Genomic DNA, 15585 nt, shown 5'->3' with positions numbered 1-15585 from the left:
CTATGTACTTTCTACCGTCATCCATTTTTGCGACGTCTGCGCTCATTATAGCACGTTTTCTTTTTTCTGGCTACACCAAACCCAGCGTTTTCAAAAGAAAGAGCCATCCGGTCAGGGTAAATGCCGAGCACAGTGTTGTCACCATAACAATACTCGAAGTCAGTATCCCTTCATGTCCCATATTTCTTGCCATAACAAAACTGCTGACGGTTGTAGCTGAACCAAGCATCACTAAGATTGCAACCAACTCTGATTCACGATATCCAAGCCAGACTGCAATCGGCAAAAAAATGGCTGCAAGCACCACTAATTTTAAAGCACTTGCAATGAGAGTCGGTTTTAATTTTCCAAGCGCCTTTTTTCCCTCGAAAGAAGCTCCCATCGCCATAAGACCAAGCGGAGTTGCAAGCACTGCCATATTTTTCACTGTTTTTTGCAGAATCTCCGGCTGTGGAATTTTTAAAATCGCCCACACAAAACCTGCTGCAATTCCAAGAATAATCGGATTCGTAACAATTCCCTTTAAAGTTTTTTGTAACAGGGCTTTATCCATTTTTCTCTGTCCCGGTTTTAATAAAGACAGGACGATTACCGCAAACGCATTGTAAAGCGGTACCGTTCCGATAATCATAAGCGGTGCCATTCCGGATGTACCATAGATATTCTGGATAAATGCAATTCCAAGAATTGCCGCACTGCTTCGATATGCTCCCTGCACAAATTCTCCACGTTCTTCTCTTTTTACGACAAAGAATGACAAAACCGTCACTCCTGTAATACTTAAAAACGTTGCAATAAAACAGAACAATACAAACCCGCCATTCCAGCTTTCACGAATATCAACTGCTGAAATATCCTGAAACAAAAGAGCCGGAAGTGCCACAGCAAAGGCGAATTTATTCATCTTTGCCGAAAATGCTTCATCTATCAGCCCGACTCTTTTAAAAAAGCTTCCAAGAAGCATTGTAAAAAAGATAGGAAGGGTTGCATTTAAACTAAAAATCAGATTATCCAACGTCTTAGTCTTCCTTTACCAGCACTTTCAGGATTTCTGAAATATACATGGTATGATAATCTTTCTGTGGATACCATTTTGTATCAATTGTTTCATCTTCAAAGTTTTCCGGAAGAATGTCTCCATGATACATTTTCTTGCACACTAAAATCAGATTTGCTTCTTCAAATGCAGCTGTTCCATCCACAAAGTATGGAGTTAAACCAGCTTCTTTGATTTTATCTTTGTCACGTCCGGAAACACTTCCACAGATATTTAATGCTTTTCTGTAAGATTCATCAAAAAATGAAATCGTAAACGTATCATTTGCATCTACAAATTCTTTTGTATAGCGCTGTGGGCGAATATAAGTCGTTACTGCATTTTTTCCCCACATAATACCGACGCCACCCCAGCTTGCGGTCATTGTATTGCATTTTTCTTCATTGCCTGCGGTAATTAACATCCATTCTTTTCCAATTTTTGTAAATGGATTCATCTGCAATTCTTCTGCTTTTACTTCTTTAAATGCCATGATTTGATTCTCCTTGTCATTAAATTTTTATTGTCAAAAACATATTTATCTGCCGTATAATTTTGTCATACGGCGGATTTTCTCTTTTAATTCTTCGGAAAATGCCCCTTTTGTCATTCTCCATTTCCAGTTGTCTCCAAGCGTGGACGGCATATTGATTCTTGCCTCACTTCCAAGTCCCAGGAAATCCTGAACCGGAATAATACAGGTATCTGCTGTACTTCTCATCGCAAGTGCAATTAAATCCCAGTGCTGTTCTTCCTTTGGAGTGTAAAAGCTATTCATGTAACGCAGGGCAACCTCTCTGTCTCCATCGGAAAGTTTCTCAAACCAGCCCGCTGTTGTATCGTTATCATGTGTTCCTGTATAAACCACACAGTTTCTCTGATATTTATAAGTCAGATAATCACTGTCCTCACTCGGGTCAAAAGCAAACTGCAGAACTTTCATTCCCGGATATCCGCTGTCTTTTAAGAGTTGAAATACACTCTCTGTCAAAAATCCCAAGTCCTCTGCAATAATGTCAAGTTCACCAAGCTTTTCTTTGACCGTGTTAAATAAATCCATACCCGGACCTTTTTCCCAGTGTCCGTTTACGGCTGTCTCATCTCCATAAGGAATCGAATAATATTCGTCAAATCCACGGAAATGGTCGATTCTTACAATATCATATAAATCAAAGCAGTAAGCAATTCTCTTCAACCACCAGTCATATCCTGTTTTCTTATGATATGCCCAGTTATATAATGGGTTTCCCCAAAGCTGTCCTGTTGCAGAAAAAGCATCCGGCGGGCATCCGGCCACACCAAGCGGAAGATTTTTCTCATCTAACTGGAATAACTCCGGATTTGCCCAGGTATCTGCACTGTCAAATGCAACATAAATCGGAACATCACCTACAATCTGAATTCCCTTTTTGTGTGCATACTCTTTTACTTTTGTCCACTGCTCATGAAACTCATACTGCAAAAATTCATAAAAATTACATTCTTCTTCCAGTTCTCTTTTATAACACTCTACCGCTTCCGGTTTTCTAAGACGGATCTCTTCTTCCCACTCAATCCAGCTTTTTCCATCATTTTGATTTTTAAGTGCCATATACAGTGCATAATCCGGGAGCCAGTGTTGATTATCTTTACAAAATTCTGTGAATTTTTCATCGGATAATATATCAGAATTTAAAAATGCCTGTTTTAATAATACAAATCTGGAATTATAAATTCTTCCATAATCAATGTAGGATTCATTGTCTCCATAATCAGAAGCTTCGCAGGCTTCTTTTGTCAGCCAGCCTTTTTCTGCCAGTGTATCCAGATCAATAAAATACGGATTTCCTGCAAACGTAGAAAAGGATTGATATGGGGAATCTCCATAGCTGGTAGGACCAAGTGGCAGAATCTGCCATAATTTTTGTCCCGTCTCTTCTAACAAGTCAATAAATTCATAAGCTTCTTTTGAAAATCCACCAATTCCATAAGGAGATGGCAGGCTCGCAATCGGAAGCAGCATTCCGTTTCTTCTCATTTCAATTCCCTCATTCTTCATATTGTATTTTTATTAATGTAAGCCCTCTTGCCGGTGCCGTTGCTCCGGCTTTTTTTCTGTCTTTCGCCTCTATGATTTCCAACATATCCTCCGGTTTTCTTGCCCCGCTTCCTACTTCGATTAATGTTCCTGCAAGAATCCGTACCATATTATAAAGAAAACCACTTCCTGTAATCCGCATACAGATTTCGTCGTCCTCTTTTTTTATCTGAAAATCATAAATGGTCCGCACTGTCGTTTTGACCTGTGCCCCTGCTCCGCAGAAACTCTTAAAATCATGTTCTCCAAGCAGATATTCTCCGGCTTTTCGCATTTTTTCCACGTCTAACGGAAGATAGGTAAAATGAGAATACAGCCGTTTTGTCGGAACCGGAAATTTTTTATTTAAAATCCGATATTCATACGTTTTCCTGCTGTTTCGATAACGAGGATGAAAATCCGGTTCAACTTCTTTTGACATCTGAATCCGAATGTCTTCCGGCAGTCTTTGATTTAAGGCATAAGAAATTTTTTCTCCCGGCATCCTTGCACTTGTATCAAACACAGCTACATTTCCAAGTGCATGTACTCCTGCATCCGTACGGCTTGCTCCGATGGTTTCAATCGGCTCTTTTAGTAACTCCGATAACTTTTGGTTAATCACTTCCTGAACTGTAATTCCATTTGGCTGTACCTGCCATCCACAATAATTTGTTCCGTCATAGGCAATTTCAAGCATGACCCGTTTCATGTTCTATTCCTCCTCTGACTACTCTCACAGGCAAGCCTGTGGGTTTTTGCCACTAATTTATAACAATATACTCAAAAAATTCCGAGAGTACATTATACTATAATACGCAATACAATGTCGGCAATCAGATAAACCAGTAAAACCAGATATGCCATAATATCATGCTTCTGATATTTTAATGGTTTCATGGATGTACGATGATCTCCTCCATGATAACAGCGGGCTTCCATTGCCATTGCCAAATCATCTGCTCTTCGAAATGCTGAAATAAAAAGCGGAACTAACAGAGGAATTAAATTTTTCGCTTTTTTGATTAAATTTCCCGATTCAAAATCTGCCCCTCTGGCAATCTGTGCTTTCATAATTTTATCCGTTTCTTCCATTAAAATCGGAATAAAACGCAGTGCAATCGACATCATCATTGCGATTTCATGAACCGGAACTTTAATTTTGTTGAGCGGACGCATTAATTTTTCCAGACCGTCGGTCAACTGGTTTGGTGTCGTTGTCAATGTCATAACAGAAGAACCCATCACCAGATAAATCAGTCGGATTCCGATTTTTATCGCCTGACGGATTCCTTCTTCTGTAATCTTTAAAATCCAAATCTGTACAACCACTTTTCCGGGAACTAAGAACAGGTTAAATGCCACTGTAAGGATAAAAATAAAAAACAATGGCTTTAAACCTTTCATCATAAATTTAACCGGAACTTTGGAAAGTACAATCACCACCGCTAAAAATGCTGTGGCCAGCAGATACCCCCATAAAGAATCTGCAACAAACAGTGAGATTAAAAATGCAATTGTTCCTACAAATTTCACTCTCGGGTCTAAGCGATGCAAAATTGATTTTGCCGGATAATACTGGCCAATTGTGATATCTTTTATCATAGTATCTGTTTCTCCAGTGCTCTTAAAATACTTCTCTTTGCTTCCTCAATCGTTGTCGCATTTGTATCAACCGTAAGACCTTTTGCCTGCAGATCATGCATGATATAGGTAATCTGCGGTGCTGCAAGCCCCATTGATTCCAGTTCTTTATAATGAGAAAAGACTTCTTTTGGCGTTCCGTCAAATGCTTTTTCCCCTTTATTCATCACAATCATGCGCTCTACATATTTTGCGATATCTTCCATACTGTGTGAAACCAGTACCACCGAAATTTTTCGTTCTTCGTGAAGCATTGCAATCTGGTCTAAGATTTCATCTCTGCCTCTTGGGTCAAGACCCGCTGTCGGCTCGTCTAAAATCAATACTTCCGGTTCCATTGCTAAAACTCCGGCAATTGCCACTCTTCTTTTTTGTCCTCCGGAAAGTTCAAATGGCGAACTTTTATAAGATTTCTCTGGAAATCCAACATGCGCAAGTGCCATTCTTGCCCTTTCTTCTGCTTCTTCCTGACTTGCTCCAAGATTTTTTGGACCAAAGCAGACATCAGTAAGCACATCTGTTTCAAACAGCTGATGTTCCGGATACTGAAAGACCAATCCGACTTTACTGCGAAGGTTTCGAAGCGGATATCCTTCTTTCCAGATATCTTCCCCATTATAAGAAACAACTCCTGAAGTCGGACGGATGAGTCCGTTTAAATGCTGAATTAACGTTAATTTTCCACTGCCGGTATGTCCGATAACTCCCATAAACTGTCCCTGTGGAATCTCCAGACTGACGTCTTTTAATGCATGCATCTCATAAGCGGTTCCCGGACTGTAAGTATAGGTTACATTTTCTAATTTTATCGACATAATGCACTCACCAGTTCCTCTCTTGTCAATATTCCATCCGGTAGCGGCACACCTGCCTGTTTCAGTTCATGCGCCAACAAAGTAACCTGCGGTACATCCAGACGATAGGATTTTAACTCTTCTACTTTTGAAAATACTTCCCTTGGTGTTCCCTGCATGACAATTTTTCCTTTATCCATAACAAATACTTTATCCGCCAAAGTCACCTCTTCCATGTAATGGGTAATCAAAACGACTGTGATGCCTTTCTTTTCGTTTAATTCCTTTACCGCCTGCAGCACTTCTTTTCGTCCGTTTGGATCAAGCATCGCCGTAGGCTCATCCAAAATAATGCACTTTGGCTCCATTGCCATCACACCGGCAATTGCCACTCTCTGTTTTTGTCCTCCGGAAAGTTTATTCGGAGAATGACTTCTATATGCCGTCATACCGGTTGCCTCTAAACTTTTATTGACTCTTCTCCAGATTTCATCCGTTTCCACACCCATATTTTCCGGACCAAATCCGACATCTTCTTCCACAATCGAACCAATAATCTGATTATCGGGATTCTGAAATACCATGCCGGCTTTCTGACGTACTTTCCAGATTTCTTCCTCCGTAGAAGTATTGATTCCATCTACTACCATTGCACCCTCTGTTGGATATAAAAGCGCATTGATATGCTTTGCCAGCGTCGATTTCCCGGAACCATTATGTCCAAGAACTGCAATAAACTGTCCCTGTTCAATATCCAGATTAATGTCATCGAGCGCACGATGTGTTTCTTCTATATGTCCATTTTCATCATATTTATAATAATCATGCATTAACTTTAATGCTTTAATGATTCCCATCGTCTATCCTCTCTCTTGTAACACTCTGTCATTTCCACATACATACCGATAAACTTCTATTTCTTTTGCATCCTGTTCCACATGATAATCGATTTTTAAAAATCCCAGTTTTTTTGCCAGCGCAATGGATGATTTGTTCTCCGAATGAATCCGGCAGTAAAGATACTTTGCGCCTCGCTCTTTGGCTTCTAAAAGAATTGCATGGCAGGCTTCATATCCATATCCCTGTCTTTGATAAGCTTCATCAATCAAATAACCCAGTTCCACAACAGAACGACCCTGATTCCAGATTTTCGGTTCGATTCCCACTCGTCCGATAATTTTACCACTTTGTTTTTCTATCACTGCCCAATAGCCCATATCACACAATTCATACATATATCTTCGGTAACTTGGGAAGTTTTCGATTTCTTCTTCTAATGTCTTTTCCTTTCCCTCAACCGCATTTTCTGTTGAATTCTGCTCATTTAAAGCAAGCATTTGTGGTAAATCCGCTTCTGACATTTCCCGAACTAAAAGTCGTGGGGTCTCACATACCACTGCTGGAAGATGGTGATTGTGGCAATAAACTTTTTCCACAAATTTGGCATCAATCTCTTCATAGCCTTCGATTATCATTGCCGCCTGACTTAAGTCCTGCTTTCCTGAATCCGGATTAAAATATCCCATACAGGTTATATTTGCCGCTTTTGCCGCACGGCATCCATTGGTAGAATCTTCCACAACCAGACATTCACTTACGTCTAATTCAAGTTCCCCTGCTGCTGCCAAAAAGACGTCCGGTGCCGGTTTCGGATGCTTTACATTCTCTCCACTTAATATTTTATCAAAGTAGTGCCGAATATTTAAACGTTTTGTAACCATTTGAATATAAGAAAGCGGTGAAGAAGAAGCAATCGCCATTTTGTATCCCGCATTTTTTAAGCGTTCCAGCAACTGTGGCACGCCCTCTATCATCGGGATACCCTCCCGTTCTACCGTTTCCGCTTTAATCTTTTTCATGGTATCCACTAATGCCTTATCTTCTCTGTCAATTCCATAGGTTTCATGAAGAAGATTCATAAGAAATCCAAGTGTAGAACCAATACAAGGTTTATAGACCTCATAATCCAATTCAATTCCACGTGTTAAAAGTGCTTCTTTCCAGATACGGTAATGTACTGGTTCACTGTTGATCAGCACTCCGTCCATATCAAATATAATTCCCTTTAACATCCTTTTTCTCCAAACTTTAAAAGGGTACTGCTTTTTCACAGCACCCTTTCTATTTTTTCAGGCATTGCACGGTGTAAAGCGTTGGAGTGCTTAGCTGCTATAAAGCGGACATTCGCAATCCGCTTTGCTACTTGCTCATGAACGCAGTCGCTTCGCGCTCTGTCAGTGGGAGCTTTCAACTCCCACTGACAGAAGCATCCCCCTCACTCGCCGCTTAGTGCTCCGCGCACTTGAAGCAGGGGAATGCTTAGCTGCATTCAAACAGCAATTCATCCATAATTTTCCAGATTTCTTCCCTTCCCTGCTTGGTTTCGGCAGAGAATGGAATGACCTGTGTGCCCGCAAGCAGCTCGAGTCCTTGTTTCAATGCCTTCACGTGTTTCTGTACCTGGCTGCGTTTTAATTTATCTACTTTTGTTGCAATAATAATTGGCTGATAACCATTGTGTACAATCCAGTCATACATCATTTTGTCATTTGCTGACGGGTCATGCCGAATATCAATCAGCAAAAAGACCGCTTTTAACTGCTTTGATTTTTGGAGATAACGTTCAATTAATTTTCCCCACTGTTCTTTTACTGACTGCGAAACCTTTGCATATCCATATCCCGGCAAATCCACCAGATACATGGCATCATTAATATTATAAAAATTAATGGTCTGTGTCTTACCCGGGGAAGCACTGGTTCTTGCCAGTGCTTTACGATTCATTAATGCATTAATCAAAGAAGATTTTCCCACATTTGATTTTCCCGCAAATGCAACCTCAGGTAACTCAGTATCAGGAAGTGTGCTGGTAATTCCACACACAATGTCCAGTGACACATTTTTTATAATCATACCTGACCTCCCGTAAATGCTTCTTTTATTACTTCTTCCATAGAGCTTACAAAGATAATATTCAGTCCGTCTGTAATTTCTTTTTCTAATTCCTCTACATCCGGTTTATTTTCTTTCGGAACAAGTACCGTTGTAATTCCGGCATTTTTTGCCGCAAGCAGTTTTTCTTTTAATCCTCCGATCGGAAGGACACGACCTCTTAAAGTAATTTCACCGGTCATTGCAAGATTTGCTTTTACCGGAATTTTTGTAATTGCAGAAAGCATTGCTGTCGCCATGGTAATTCCGGCTGATGGACCATCCTTTGGAACCGCTCCTTCCGGAATATGGATATGTATGTCATTGTTTTTAAAAAATTCTGCATCAATCTGATAGTTCTCTGCAATTGAGCGGATATAGCTGATTCCGATCTGTGCAGATTCCTTCATGACATCTCCCATCTGTCCGGTCAATACAAACTCACCCTGACCCGGCATCAGATTCACCTCGATTTGAAGCGTATCCCCACCAACACTGGTCCATGCAAGTCCACGTACAATCCCTATCTGATCTTCTTCATTTTTCTTCTGGAACGTATAACGCGCTCTTCCTAAAAATTCTTCCAGATTCTCTTTTTCTACTCTTACACAGCTTTCTTTTTCTTCTAAGATTTTTCTGGCTGATTTTCTACAGATTGTTCCAATCTTTCGCTCCAGACTTCTGACACCTGCTTCTCTTGTATAAGCAGTAATCATTTCTCTTAAAGCTTCATCGGAAATTTCAAGCTGCGCTGATTTTAATCCGTGTGCCTTAATCTGCTTTGGAATCAGATGTTCTTTTGCAATATGCCATTTTTCATTTTCGGTATAGCTACTGACTTCAATGATTTCCATACGGTCTAAAAGCGGACCCGGAATGGTCTGTAAATCATTTGCAGTTGCAATGAAAAGCACTTCTGATAAATCCAGAGGAATTTCCACATAGTGGTCACGGAATTTATGATTCTGCTCAGAATCCAGCACCTCCAGAAGAGCGGAAGAAGTATCCCCTTTGTAATCACTGCTGACTTTATCTATTTCATCTAACAGCATCAGAGGATTTTTGACTCCCGCCTGAATCATTCCATTTGCAATACGACCCGGCATTGCGCCCACATAAGTTCTCCTATGTCCACGGATTTCTGCCTCGTCACGCACTCCGCCAAGACTGATTCTGACATATTCTTTATTCAACGCATGTGCTACCGACTTTGCAATGGAGGTTTTTCCGGTTCCGGGCGGTCCTACCAGACAGAGAATCGGACTTTCGCCTTTTTTCGTCAATGTCCGTACTGCAAGGAATTCTATGATACGCTCTTTTACTTTTTCCAGGCCATAGTGTTCCTCTTCAAGAATCTGATACGCTCCCTGCAGGTTCTTATTATCGCGACTGGTCTTGTCCCATGGAAGAGACAATAACGTTTCAATATAGGTACGTATTACCCCTGACTCTGCCGGACTTCCCACAGTATTTTTAAACCGGTTGATTTCTTTTGTAATACGTTCTTTGACTTCTTTTTTTGCCTTTAATTTCTTTACGGTTTCTAAAAACTGTTCCGCTTCCGTTGCAGAATTATCTTCGCCTAATTCCTCACGGATTACTTTTAACTGTTCCCGTAAAATATATTCACGCTGATTCTTATCGACACGCTCTTTCACTTTAGATTGAAGTCTTGCTCCGATTTCCATAATCTGGATTTCGTTTGTAAGAATCATTCCTACAATTTCATAGCGTCCCTCAAGGCTGACTGCCTCTAAAATCTTCTGTCGTTCTTCGTAGCGAATCTGAATGTGAATCGAAATCTGGTCTAAAACTTTTTCCACGTCCTCTAATTCTAAAATCTGACCGGCAAGTTCTTTGCTGACCTGCTTATTGGAATTACAATAACGTACAAATAATTCTTTGATACTGCGAAGCATTGCTTCTTTTACTGTTTCATCCAAGTCTTCTTCCGGCTCAAAAACCGCTATCTGTGCCTCAAGATAATTTGGATTTTCTTCTAAAGAAACCAGCTGTGCTCTCTCGATTCCTTCTACTAAAACCCGAACAATGTTCTTTGGAAGTTTTACCAATTGTTTAATTTCTGCAATTGTTCCAATTGGATATAAATCCTCCTGAACCGGTTCTTCTGTCTCAGGATTTTTTTGTGTAATCAAGAGAATCCTCTGGTCCTGCACCATCGCCTGTTCAATCGCCTGAATCGATTTTTCTCTGCTTACATCAAAGTGAACAATCATATCAGGAAGAATGGTCGTTCCTCTGAGGGCAACCGCCGGTAAATGATACATTATGTCACTCAATTCCCACACCTCCTTATTTTCATTGATGTATACCTCTTTTATGCCGTTTCCGGTTTATTGCGTTTGCGTCCGCCTTTGCTTCTTCTTGTCGGAGGCTGCATCTCTCCATGTTCAAGTTCGGCACTTCCTGTTCCCTCTACCACTTCTTTGGTAATCTTGCAGGAACGGATGGTCTCATCGGATGGAATTTCATACATTAAATCCATCATGGTATTCTCCATGATAGCGCGAAGTCCTCTCGCTCCGGTTTTTCTTGTCATAGATTTTTCTGCAATGGCATTAATTGCGGATTCATCAAACTCTAATTTCACGCCATCTAATTCAAACAGTTTTTCGTACTGTTTTACTAAAGAGTTTTTCGGCTCTTTTAAGATACGAACCAGAGCTTCTTTATCCAACGCATCTAAAGAGACAACAACCGGTACTCGTCCGACAAATTCCGGAATCATACCAAATTTCACAAGGTCATGCGGCATAACCTCTTTTAACACATCACCGATATTTCGTTCTTTTTTATCTGCAATCTCAGTATTAAATCCGATTGATTTTGTATCCATACGGGTTTCAATAATTTTATTTAAGCCCTCAAATGCACCACCACAGATAAATAAAATATTGCTGGTATCAATCTGGATAAATTCCTGCTGCGGGTGTTTTCTTCCTCCCTGAGGCGGAACACTTGCAACTGTTCCTTCAATAATTTTCAGCAGTGCCTGCTGTACCCCTTCACCGGATACATCACGGGTAATGGAAGTATTTTCTGATTTTCTGGTAATCTTATCAATTTCATCAATGTAGATAATACCATACTGTGCACGTTCTACATCATAATCTGCTGCCTGAATAATCTTAAGCAGAATATTTTCTACGTCCTCTCCTACATAACCTGCTTCTGTCAGTGTTGTCGCATCTGCGATTGCAAATGGAACATTTAACAGTTTTGCAAGTGTCTGTGCAAGCAGAGTTTTTCCGGAACCTGTCGGTCCTAACATCAAAATATTACTCTTCTGAAGTTCTACATCTGAATTACTGCCTGCCAATACTCTTTTATAATGATTATAAACTGCTACGGAAAGTACTTTTTTGGCTTCATCCTGTCCGATTACATAGTCATCCAGAAATGACTTAATCTCCTGTGGTTTCAGCAGATTAATTTCATCGTTCATCGGTTCTGCATAATCTGCACTTTCTTCCGCACAGATTTCTGCACAGATTTCCACACACTCATCACAAATATAAGTTCCGTTTGGTCCGGCGATCAATTTACGCACCTGCTCCTGTGTTTTTCCACAAAATGAGCAGCGGACTTTCGGTTCATTTCCTTTCATTGCCATTTCTTTTCCTTTCTGTTTTACTTCTCTTTTTAATGGCGAAAAGACCCCCGAGCCAAAGCGCAGGAGTCTTATCTTTTGTCTTACTTTTTATACTCAATTATGCTGTCAATCAGACCATAAGCCTTTGCCTCTTCTGCGGACATATAATAATCTCTTTCCGTATCTCTGGCAACGACTTCATAAGGCTGACCAGTATTTGCAGCCAGAGTCTCATTCAGTTTCTTTTTGGTTTTCAGAATCATATTTGCAACGATTTCAATCTCTGTTGCCTGACCCTTTGCACCGCCAGATGGCTGATGAATCATGATTTCTGCATTCGGAAGAGCAAAACGTTTTCCTTTTGCACCACCTGCAAGAAGGAATGCTCCCATACTTGCAGCCATACCTACGCAGATTGTTGATACATCACATTTAATATAATGCATGGTATCATAAATTCCCCATCCTGCTGAAACTGAACCACCCGGGCTGTTAATGTATAACTGAATATCTTTTCCAGGATCTTCTGATTCCAAGAACAGAAGCTGAGCAATAATAAGACTTGCAGTTGTATCATTTACTTCTTCTCCTAAAAAGATAATTCTGTCTTTCAGCAAGCGGGAATAGATATCATAACTTCTCTCACCCCTGCTTGTCTGTTCAATCACATATGGTACTAAACTCATGAAACTCCTCCTATTCTGTCAAACAGGTTCAAAGGACTGATTAAGCCTCTTTATTTTCTACGACTTCTGTTACTTTTGCAGCATCTGCAAGTAAAGTAACTGCTTCCTGAACAGCTAAATCTTTCTTCATCTGTTCTTTTTCGTAGTCACCCATTAATTCATTTAATTTTTCAGCTGTCATTTTATATGCTTCAGCCATTTTTGCAATTTCTTCATTGACTTTTTCATCAGAAATCTGGATATCTTCTACTTCTGCAACTTTTTCAAGTACCAGACGTGTCTGGATCGTCTTCATAGCCTGTGGTCTTAACTGTTCTTCCATTGCTGCACGGTCAGAACCTGTGAACTGATAGTACTGGTCAATGGAAAGTCCCTGCTGCTGAAGTCTTGAGATAAAGTTGTTTAACAGCTCCTCAATCTGAAGCTGAACCATAGCTTCCGGAATATCCATCTGTGCATTTTCAATTACTTTATCTACTACTTTATCTTCTTTTTCACGTTTTGCAGCTGCTTCTTTTCTTTCTTTTAAGTTCTTTTCGATATCAGCTTTGTATTCTGCAAATGTTTCAAATTCAGAAACATCTTTTGCGAATTCATCATCTAATTCCGGAAGTTCTTTTACTTTAATTGCTTTTACTGTGCATTTAAATACAGCAGCTTTTCCTTTGAGGTCTTCTGCATGATAATCTTCCGGGAAAGTAACGTTTACTTCTTTTTCTTCTCCGATTACTGCACCAACCAACTGATCTTCAAATCCCGGGATGAAAGAGTTAGAACCAATTGTCAGCGGATAATCGGTTCCTTTTCCGCCTTCAAAAGCAACTCCGTCAACGAATCCTTCAAAGTCAAGTGTTACCATGTCTCCATCAGCAACTGCTCTGTCGTCTACGTCGATTGTTCTGGAGTTCTTTTCCTGTTCTTTTTTCAGTTCTGCTGCAACTTCTTCTTCTGTTACGTCTGCTGCGGATACTTCTACTTCTACACCTTTATATTCACCTAAAGTAACTTCCGGTTTTACAGCAACTTCTGCTGTAAAGATGAAAGATTTTCCTTTTTCAATCTGTACAATGTCAATTGTTGGTCTGGAAACGATGTCTAATTCGCTTTCCTGTGCTGCCTTTGGATATTCTGTATTAATCAGAAGATTTGCTGCATCTTCAAAAAATACACCTGCTCCATACATTTTTTCAATCATAACACGTGGAGCTTTTCCTTTACGGAATCCTGGAATGTTGATGCTTTTTTTGTTTCTGTTGTAAACAGTGTTTACTGCTTTTTCAAAATCTTCTGCTGATACTTCAACTGTCAGCTTTGCCATGTTTTTTTCGAGTTTTTCTACCTGTACGCTCATTTTAAATGATTCCTCCTTGAATTCTATATGTATTGATGCATATTAGGTATTCATGCATTTCTGCCCATAAATAGACCATTTTTCATACTTACAGTCATTATCACAGTATAGCACAAGGTTTTTTAAAATACCAGCATTTTTTTAATAAACGATTGATTTTTTTATCTGATGTGCCTTTACTTCACCTTCTAACTGACTAATCAGCTCCAGCGCAAACGCAATTGCCGTTCCAACCCCTCTGCTTGTTGTCACATTCTTATCACGTACCACTGCTTCTTCCGAAAGAACTGCCCCTTTTAATTTTTCCTCGCATCCTGGATAGCAGGTTGCTTTTCTGCCTTTTAAAATTCCATTTGCTCCAAATACTCCTGGTGCGGCACAGATTGCTGCTACTTTTTTGTCTGCTTCATTAAATTTTATCAACAGTTCGGTTAAACCTTTGTGTTCTCCTAAATGCAGAGTTCCCGGCATCCCGCCCGGCAGTACAAGCATATCTGCATCACTGTAATCTGCCTCTTCAAATAACCGGTCTGCACTCACTTTAATCCCGTGGGAGCCCGTCACTTCAAGACTTGTTCCAATCGAAACCATAAGCACTTCTTCTCCGGCTCTTCTTAACAAATCAACAACGGTCAATCCTTCTACTTCTTCAAATCCCTCTGCTAAAAACACACATACTTTTGCCATGTGACATTCCTCCTGTTTGCTTTTTTCTCAAATTATGATACGATACTGGTAAATGATATTTCAATCATCATATAAAAATCAAAGGAGCATTTTATTTTATGGAAATCGAAAGAAAATATCTGATTAAAAACCTGCCATTTTCCCTAAATGAATATTCTTTTCACAAAATTGAACAGGCCTATCTAAACACCGACCCTGTTATCCGAATCCGAAAACAGGATGACGATTATATCTTTACTTATAAAGGTCGTGGACTTATGGTAAGAGAAGAATACAATCTGCCGTTAAATGAACAGGCTTACTATCATCTTAGAGAAAAAGCCGACGGCATTATTTTATCCAAAACCCGCTATCTTATTCCTTTTAAAACTTATACCATCGAATTAGATGTATTTGACGCCCCTTATGAAGGACTGATTCTCGCAGAAGTTGAATTTCCTGACGAATCTTCGGCTAATTCTTTTACTGCACCGGACTGGTTCGGAGAAGATGTCACCTTTTCCAAAATTTATCATAACAGTACCTTGTCAGCCGGTAAAACACAGGAGCCCATTTAACTAAGGCTCCTGCTTTTTTCCCTTTTGTTTCATCTGTTGTCTTTGTATCCGTCTCCAGGTTTCTTCCTGCCTTTTATCCAGTTCTTTTTCAAATTGTATCCCATACTTTCTCTCTAATTTCCAGAGATAACATTCTAAAATCACTCCACAAAAAACACCTGCTAGCTTTGCCACTGGATTCTTACTCTTCCGGAAGTGTTTTCTTAATCGAAAAATTCGTTCCATTTTCA

16 protein-coding genes are annotated in these 15585 nt (G+C 39.9%); 1 reads left to right on the top strand and 15 read right to left on the bottom strand.

The window, feature by feature from the left end; translation table 11 throughout:
- Positions 1-70: 70 nt before the first annotated feature.
- From ACYQ2D_RS15700 to ACYQ2D_RS15635, 14 genes are all read right to left on the bottom strand, one after another.
- Positions 71-1015 carry an AEC family transporter gene (locus ACYQ2D_RS15700; RefSeq protein WP_459786108.1) on the bottom strand — a complete coding sequence of 315 codons (945 nt, stop codon included), beginning with the start codon at positions 1013-1015 and terminating at the stop codon, positions 71-73.
- Positions 1016-1019: 4 nt separating this feature from the next.
- Positions 1020-1529, bottom strand: coding sequence for a flavin reductase family protein (locus tag ACYQ2D_RS15695; RefSeq protein WP_022303416.1), 510 nt, complete (start codon positions 1527-1529; stop codon positions 1020-1022).
- A 45-nt stretch (positions 1530-1574) separates the two neighbouring features.
- Positions 1575-3053: a 4-alpha-glucanotransferase gene (gene malQ, locus ACYQ2D_RS15690; protein WP_459786106.1), complete on the bottom strand. Its 1479-nt coding sequence runs from the start codon at positions 3051-3053 to the stop codon at positions 1575-1577.
- A gap of 10 nt (positions 3054-3063) precedes the next feature.
- Entirely contained in the window at positions 3064-3804 is a 741-nt protein-coding gene (gene truA, locus ACYQ2D_RS15685; RefSeq protein ID WP_117457804.1) for a tRNA pseudouridine(38-40) synthase TruA, read from the bottom strand.
- A 92-nt stretch (positions 3805-3896) separates the two neighbouring features.
- Positions 3897-4697, bottom strand: a complete 801-nt coding sequence (locus ACYQ2D_RS15680; RefSeq protein WP_459786104.1) for an energy-coupling factor transporter transmembrane component T family protein — start codon at positions 4695-4697, stop codon at positions 3897-3899.
- Positions 4694-5551 carry an energy-coupling factor transporter ATPase gene (locus ACYQ2D_RS15675; protein WP_459786102.1) on the bottom strand — a complete coding sequence of 286 codons (858 nt, stop codon included), beginning with the start codon at positions 5549-5551 and terminating at the stop codon, positions 4694-4696. Before ACYQ2D_RS15675 ends, ACYQ2D_RS15680 begins: the two co-directional genes overlap by 4 nt.
- Positions 5542-6387, bottom strand: coding sequence for an energy-coupling factor transporter ATPase (locus ACYQ2D_RS15670; RefSeq protein ID WP_022304761.1), 846 nt, complete (start codon positions 6385-6387; stop codon positions 5542-5544). Before ACYQ2D_RS15670 ends, ACYQ2D_RS15675 begins: the two co-directional genes overlap by 10 nt.
- 3 nt (positions 6388-6390) lie before the next feature.
- Positions 6391-7602 carry a GNAT family N-acetyltransferase gene (locus ACYQ2D_RS15665; protein WP_444147541.1) on the bottom strand — a complete coding sequence of 404 codons (1212 nt, stop codon included), beginning with the start codon at positions 7600-7602 and terminating at the stop codon, positions 6391-6393.
- 247 nt (positions 7603-7849) lie between these two features.
- Positions 7850-8443: a ribosome biogenesis GTP-binding protein YihA/YsxC gene (yihA, locus tag ACYQ2D_RS15660; RefSeq protein ID WP_022304759.1), complete on the bottom strand. Its 594-nt coding sequence runs from the start codon at positions 8441-8443 to the stop codon at positions 7850-7852.
- Positions 8440-10749, bottom strand: a complete 2310-nt coding sequence (lon, locus tag ACYQ2D_RS15655; RefSeq protein ID WP_459786198.1) for an endopeptidase La — start codon at positions 10747-10749, stop codon at positions 8440-8442. The genes yihA and lon overlap by 4 nt, the downstream gene beginning before the upstream one ends.
- Before the next feature lie 50 nt (positions 10750-10799).
- Positions 10800-12095, bottom strand: coding sequence for an ATP-dependent Clp protease ATP-binding subunit ClpX (clpX, locus tag ACYQ2D_RS15650; RefSeq protein WP_117457798.1), 1296 nt, complete (start codon positions 12093-12095; stop codon positions 10800-10802).
- Between the two features lie 80 nt (positions 12096-12175).
- Positions 12176-12760 (bottom strand): ATP-dependent Clp endopeptidase proteolytic subunit ClpP, encoded by a 585-nt coding sequence (gene clpP / locus ACYQ2D_RS15645; RefSeq protein WP_022304756.1) that lies wholly within the window; start codon positions 12758-12760, stop codon positions 12176-12178.
- A 40-nt stretch (positions 12761-12800) separates the two neighbouring features.
- Positions 12801-14111: a trigger factor gene (tig, locus tag ACYQ2D_RS15640; RefSeq protein ID WP_444139232.1), complete on the bottom strand. Its 1311-nt coding sequence runs from the start codon at positions 14109-14111 to the stop codon at positions 12801-12803.
- 141 nt (positions 14112-14252) lie between these two features.
- The gene (locus ACYQ2D_RS15635) at positions 14253-14798 is read right to left on the bottom strand and encodes a DJ-1 family glyoxalase III (protein WP_022304754.1); all 546 of its coding nucleotides are present in this window, start codon (positions 14796-14798) and stop codon (positions 14253-14255) included.
- A gap of 98 nt (positions 14799-14896) precedes the next feature.
- Between ACYQ2D_RS15635 and ACYQ2D_RS15630 the strand changes: the two genes are divergently transcribed.
- Positions 14897-15355 carry a CYTH domain-containing protein gene (locus tag ACYQ2D_RS15630; protein WP_372555620.1) on the top strand — a complete coding sequence of 153 codons (459 nt, stop codon included), beginning with the start codon at positions 14897-14899 and terminating at the stop codon, positions 15353-15355.
- Here ACYQ2D_RS15630 and ACYQ2D_RS15625 read toward each other — a convergent pair whose 3' ends face one another.
- Entirely contained in the window at positions 15356-15529 is a 174-nt protein-coding gene (locus tag ACYQ2D_RS15625) for a hypothetical protein (protein ID WP_459786099.1), read from the bottom strand. It lies immediately after the preceding gene.
- Positions 15530-15585: the final 56 nt, after the last annotated feature.

Source organism: Blautia stercoris (genome assembly GCF_054657695.1).
The sequence above is the reverse complement of the archived record's forward strand: the minus strand, read 5'-3'. Positions and strand labels throughout refer to the sequence as shown.

Coding starts and splice junctions, on each gene's coding strand:
- clpX (WP_117457798.1), bottom strand. CDS start 12,095: ATGGCAATGAAAGGAAATGAACCGAAAGTCCGCTGCTCATTTTGTGGA.
- ACYQ2D_RS15635 (WP_022304754.1), bottom strand. CDS start 14,798: ATGGCAAAAGTATGTGTGTTTTTAGCAGAGGGATTTGAAGAAGTAGAA.
- tig (WP_444139232.1), bottom strand. CDS start 14,111: ATGAGCGTACAGGTAGAAAAACTCGAAAAAAACATGGCAAAGCTGACA.
- lon (WP_459786198.1), bottom strand. CDS start 10,749: ATGTATCATTTACCGGCGGTTGCCCTCAGAGGAACGACCATTCTTCCT.
- clpP (WP_022304756.1), bottom strand. CDS start 12,760: ATGAGTTTAGTACCATATGTGATTGAACAGACAAGCAGGGGTGAGAGA.
- ACYQ2D_RS15695 (WP_022303416.1), bottom strand. CDS start 1,529: ATGGCATTTAAAGAAGTAAAAGCAGAAGAATTGCAGATGAATCCATTT.
- ACYQ2D_RS15670 (WP_022304761.1), bottom strand. CDS start 6,387: ATGGGAATCATTAAAGCATTAAAGTTAATGCATGATTATTATAAATAT.
- ACYQ2D_RS15680 (WP_459786104.1), bottom strand. CDS start 4,697: ATGATAAAAGATATCACAATTGGCCAGTATTATCCGGCAAAATCAATT.
- truA (WP_117457804.1), bottom strand. CDS start 3,804: ATGAAACGGGTCATGCTTGAAATTGCCTATGACGGAACAAATTATTGT.
- malQ (WP_459786106.1), bottom strand. CDS start 3,053: ATGAGAAGAAACGGAATGCTGCTTCCGATTGCGAGCCTGCCATCTCCT.
- ACYQ2D_RS15675 (WP_459786102.1), bottom strand. CDS start 5,551: ATGTCGATAAAATTAGAAAATGTAACCTATACTTACAGTCCGGGAACC.
- yihA (WP_022304759.1), bottom strand. CDS start 8,443: ATGATTATAAAAAATGTGTCACTGGACATTGTGTGTGGAATTACCAGC.
- ACYQ2D_RS15665 (WP_444147541.1), bottom strand. CDS start 7,602: ATGTTAAAGGGAATTATATTTGATATGGACGGAGTGCTGATCAACAGT.
- ACYQ2D_RS15630 (WP_372555620.1), top strand. CDS start 14,897: ATGGAAATCGAAAGAAAATATCTGATTAAAAACCTGCCATTTTCCCTA.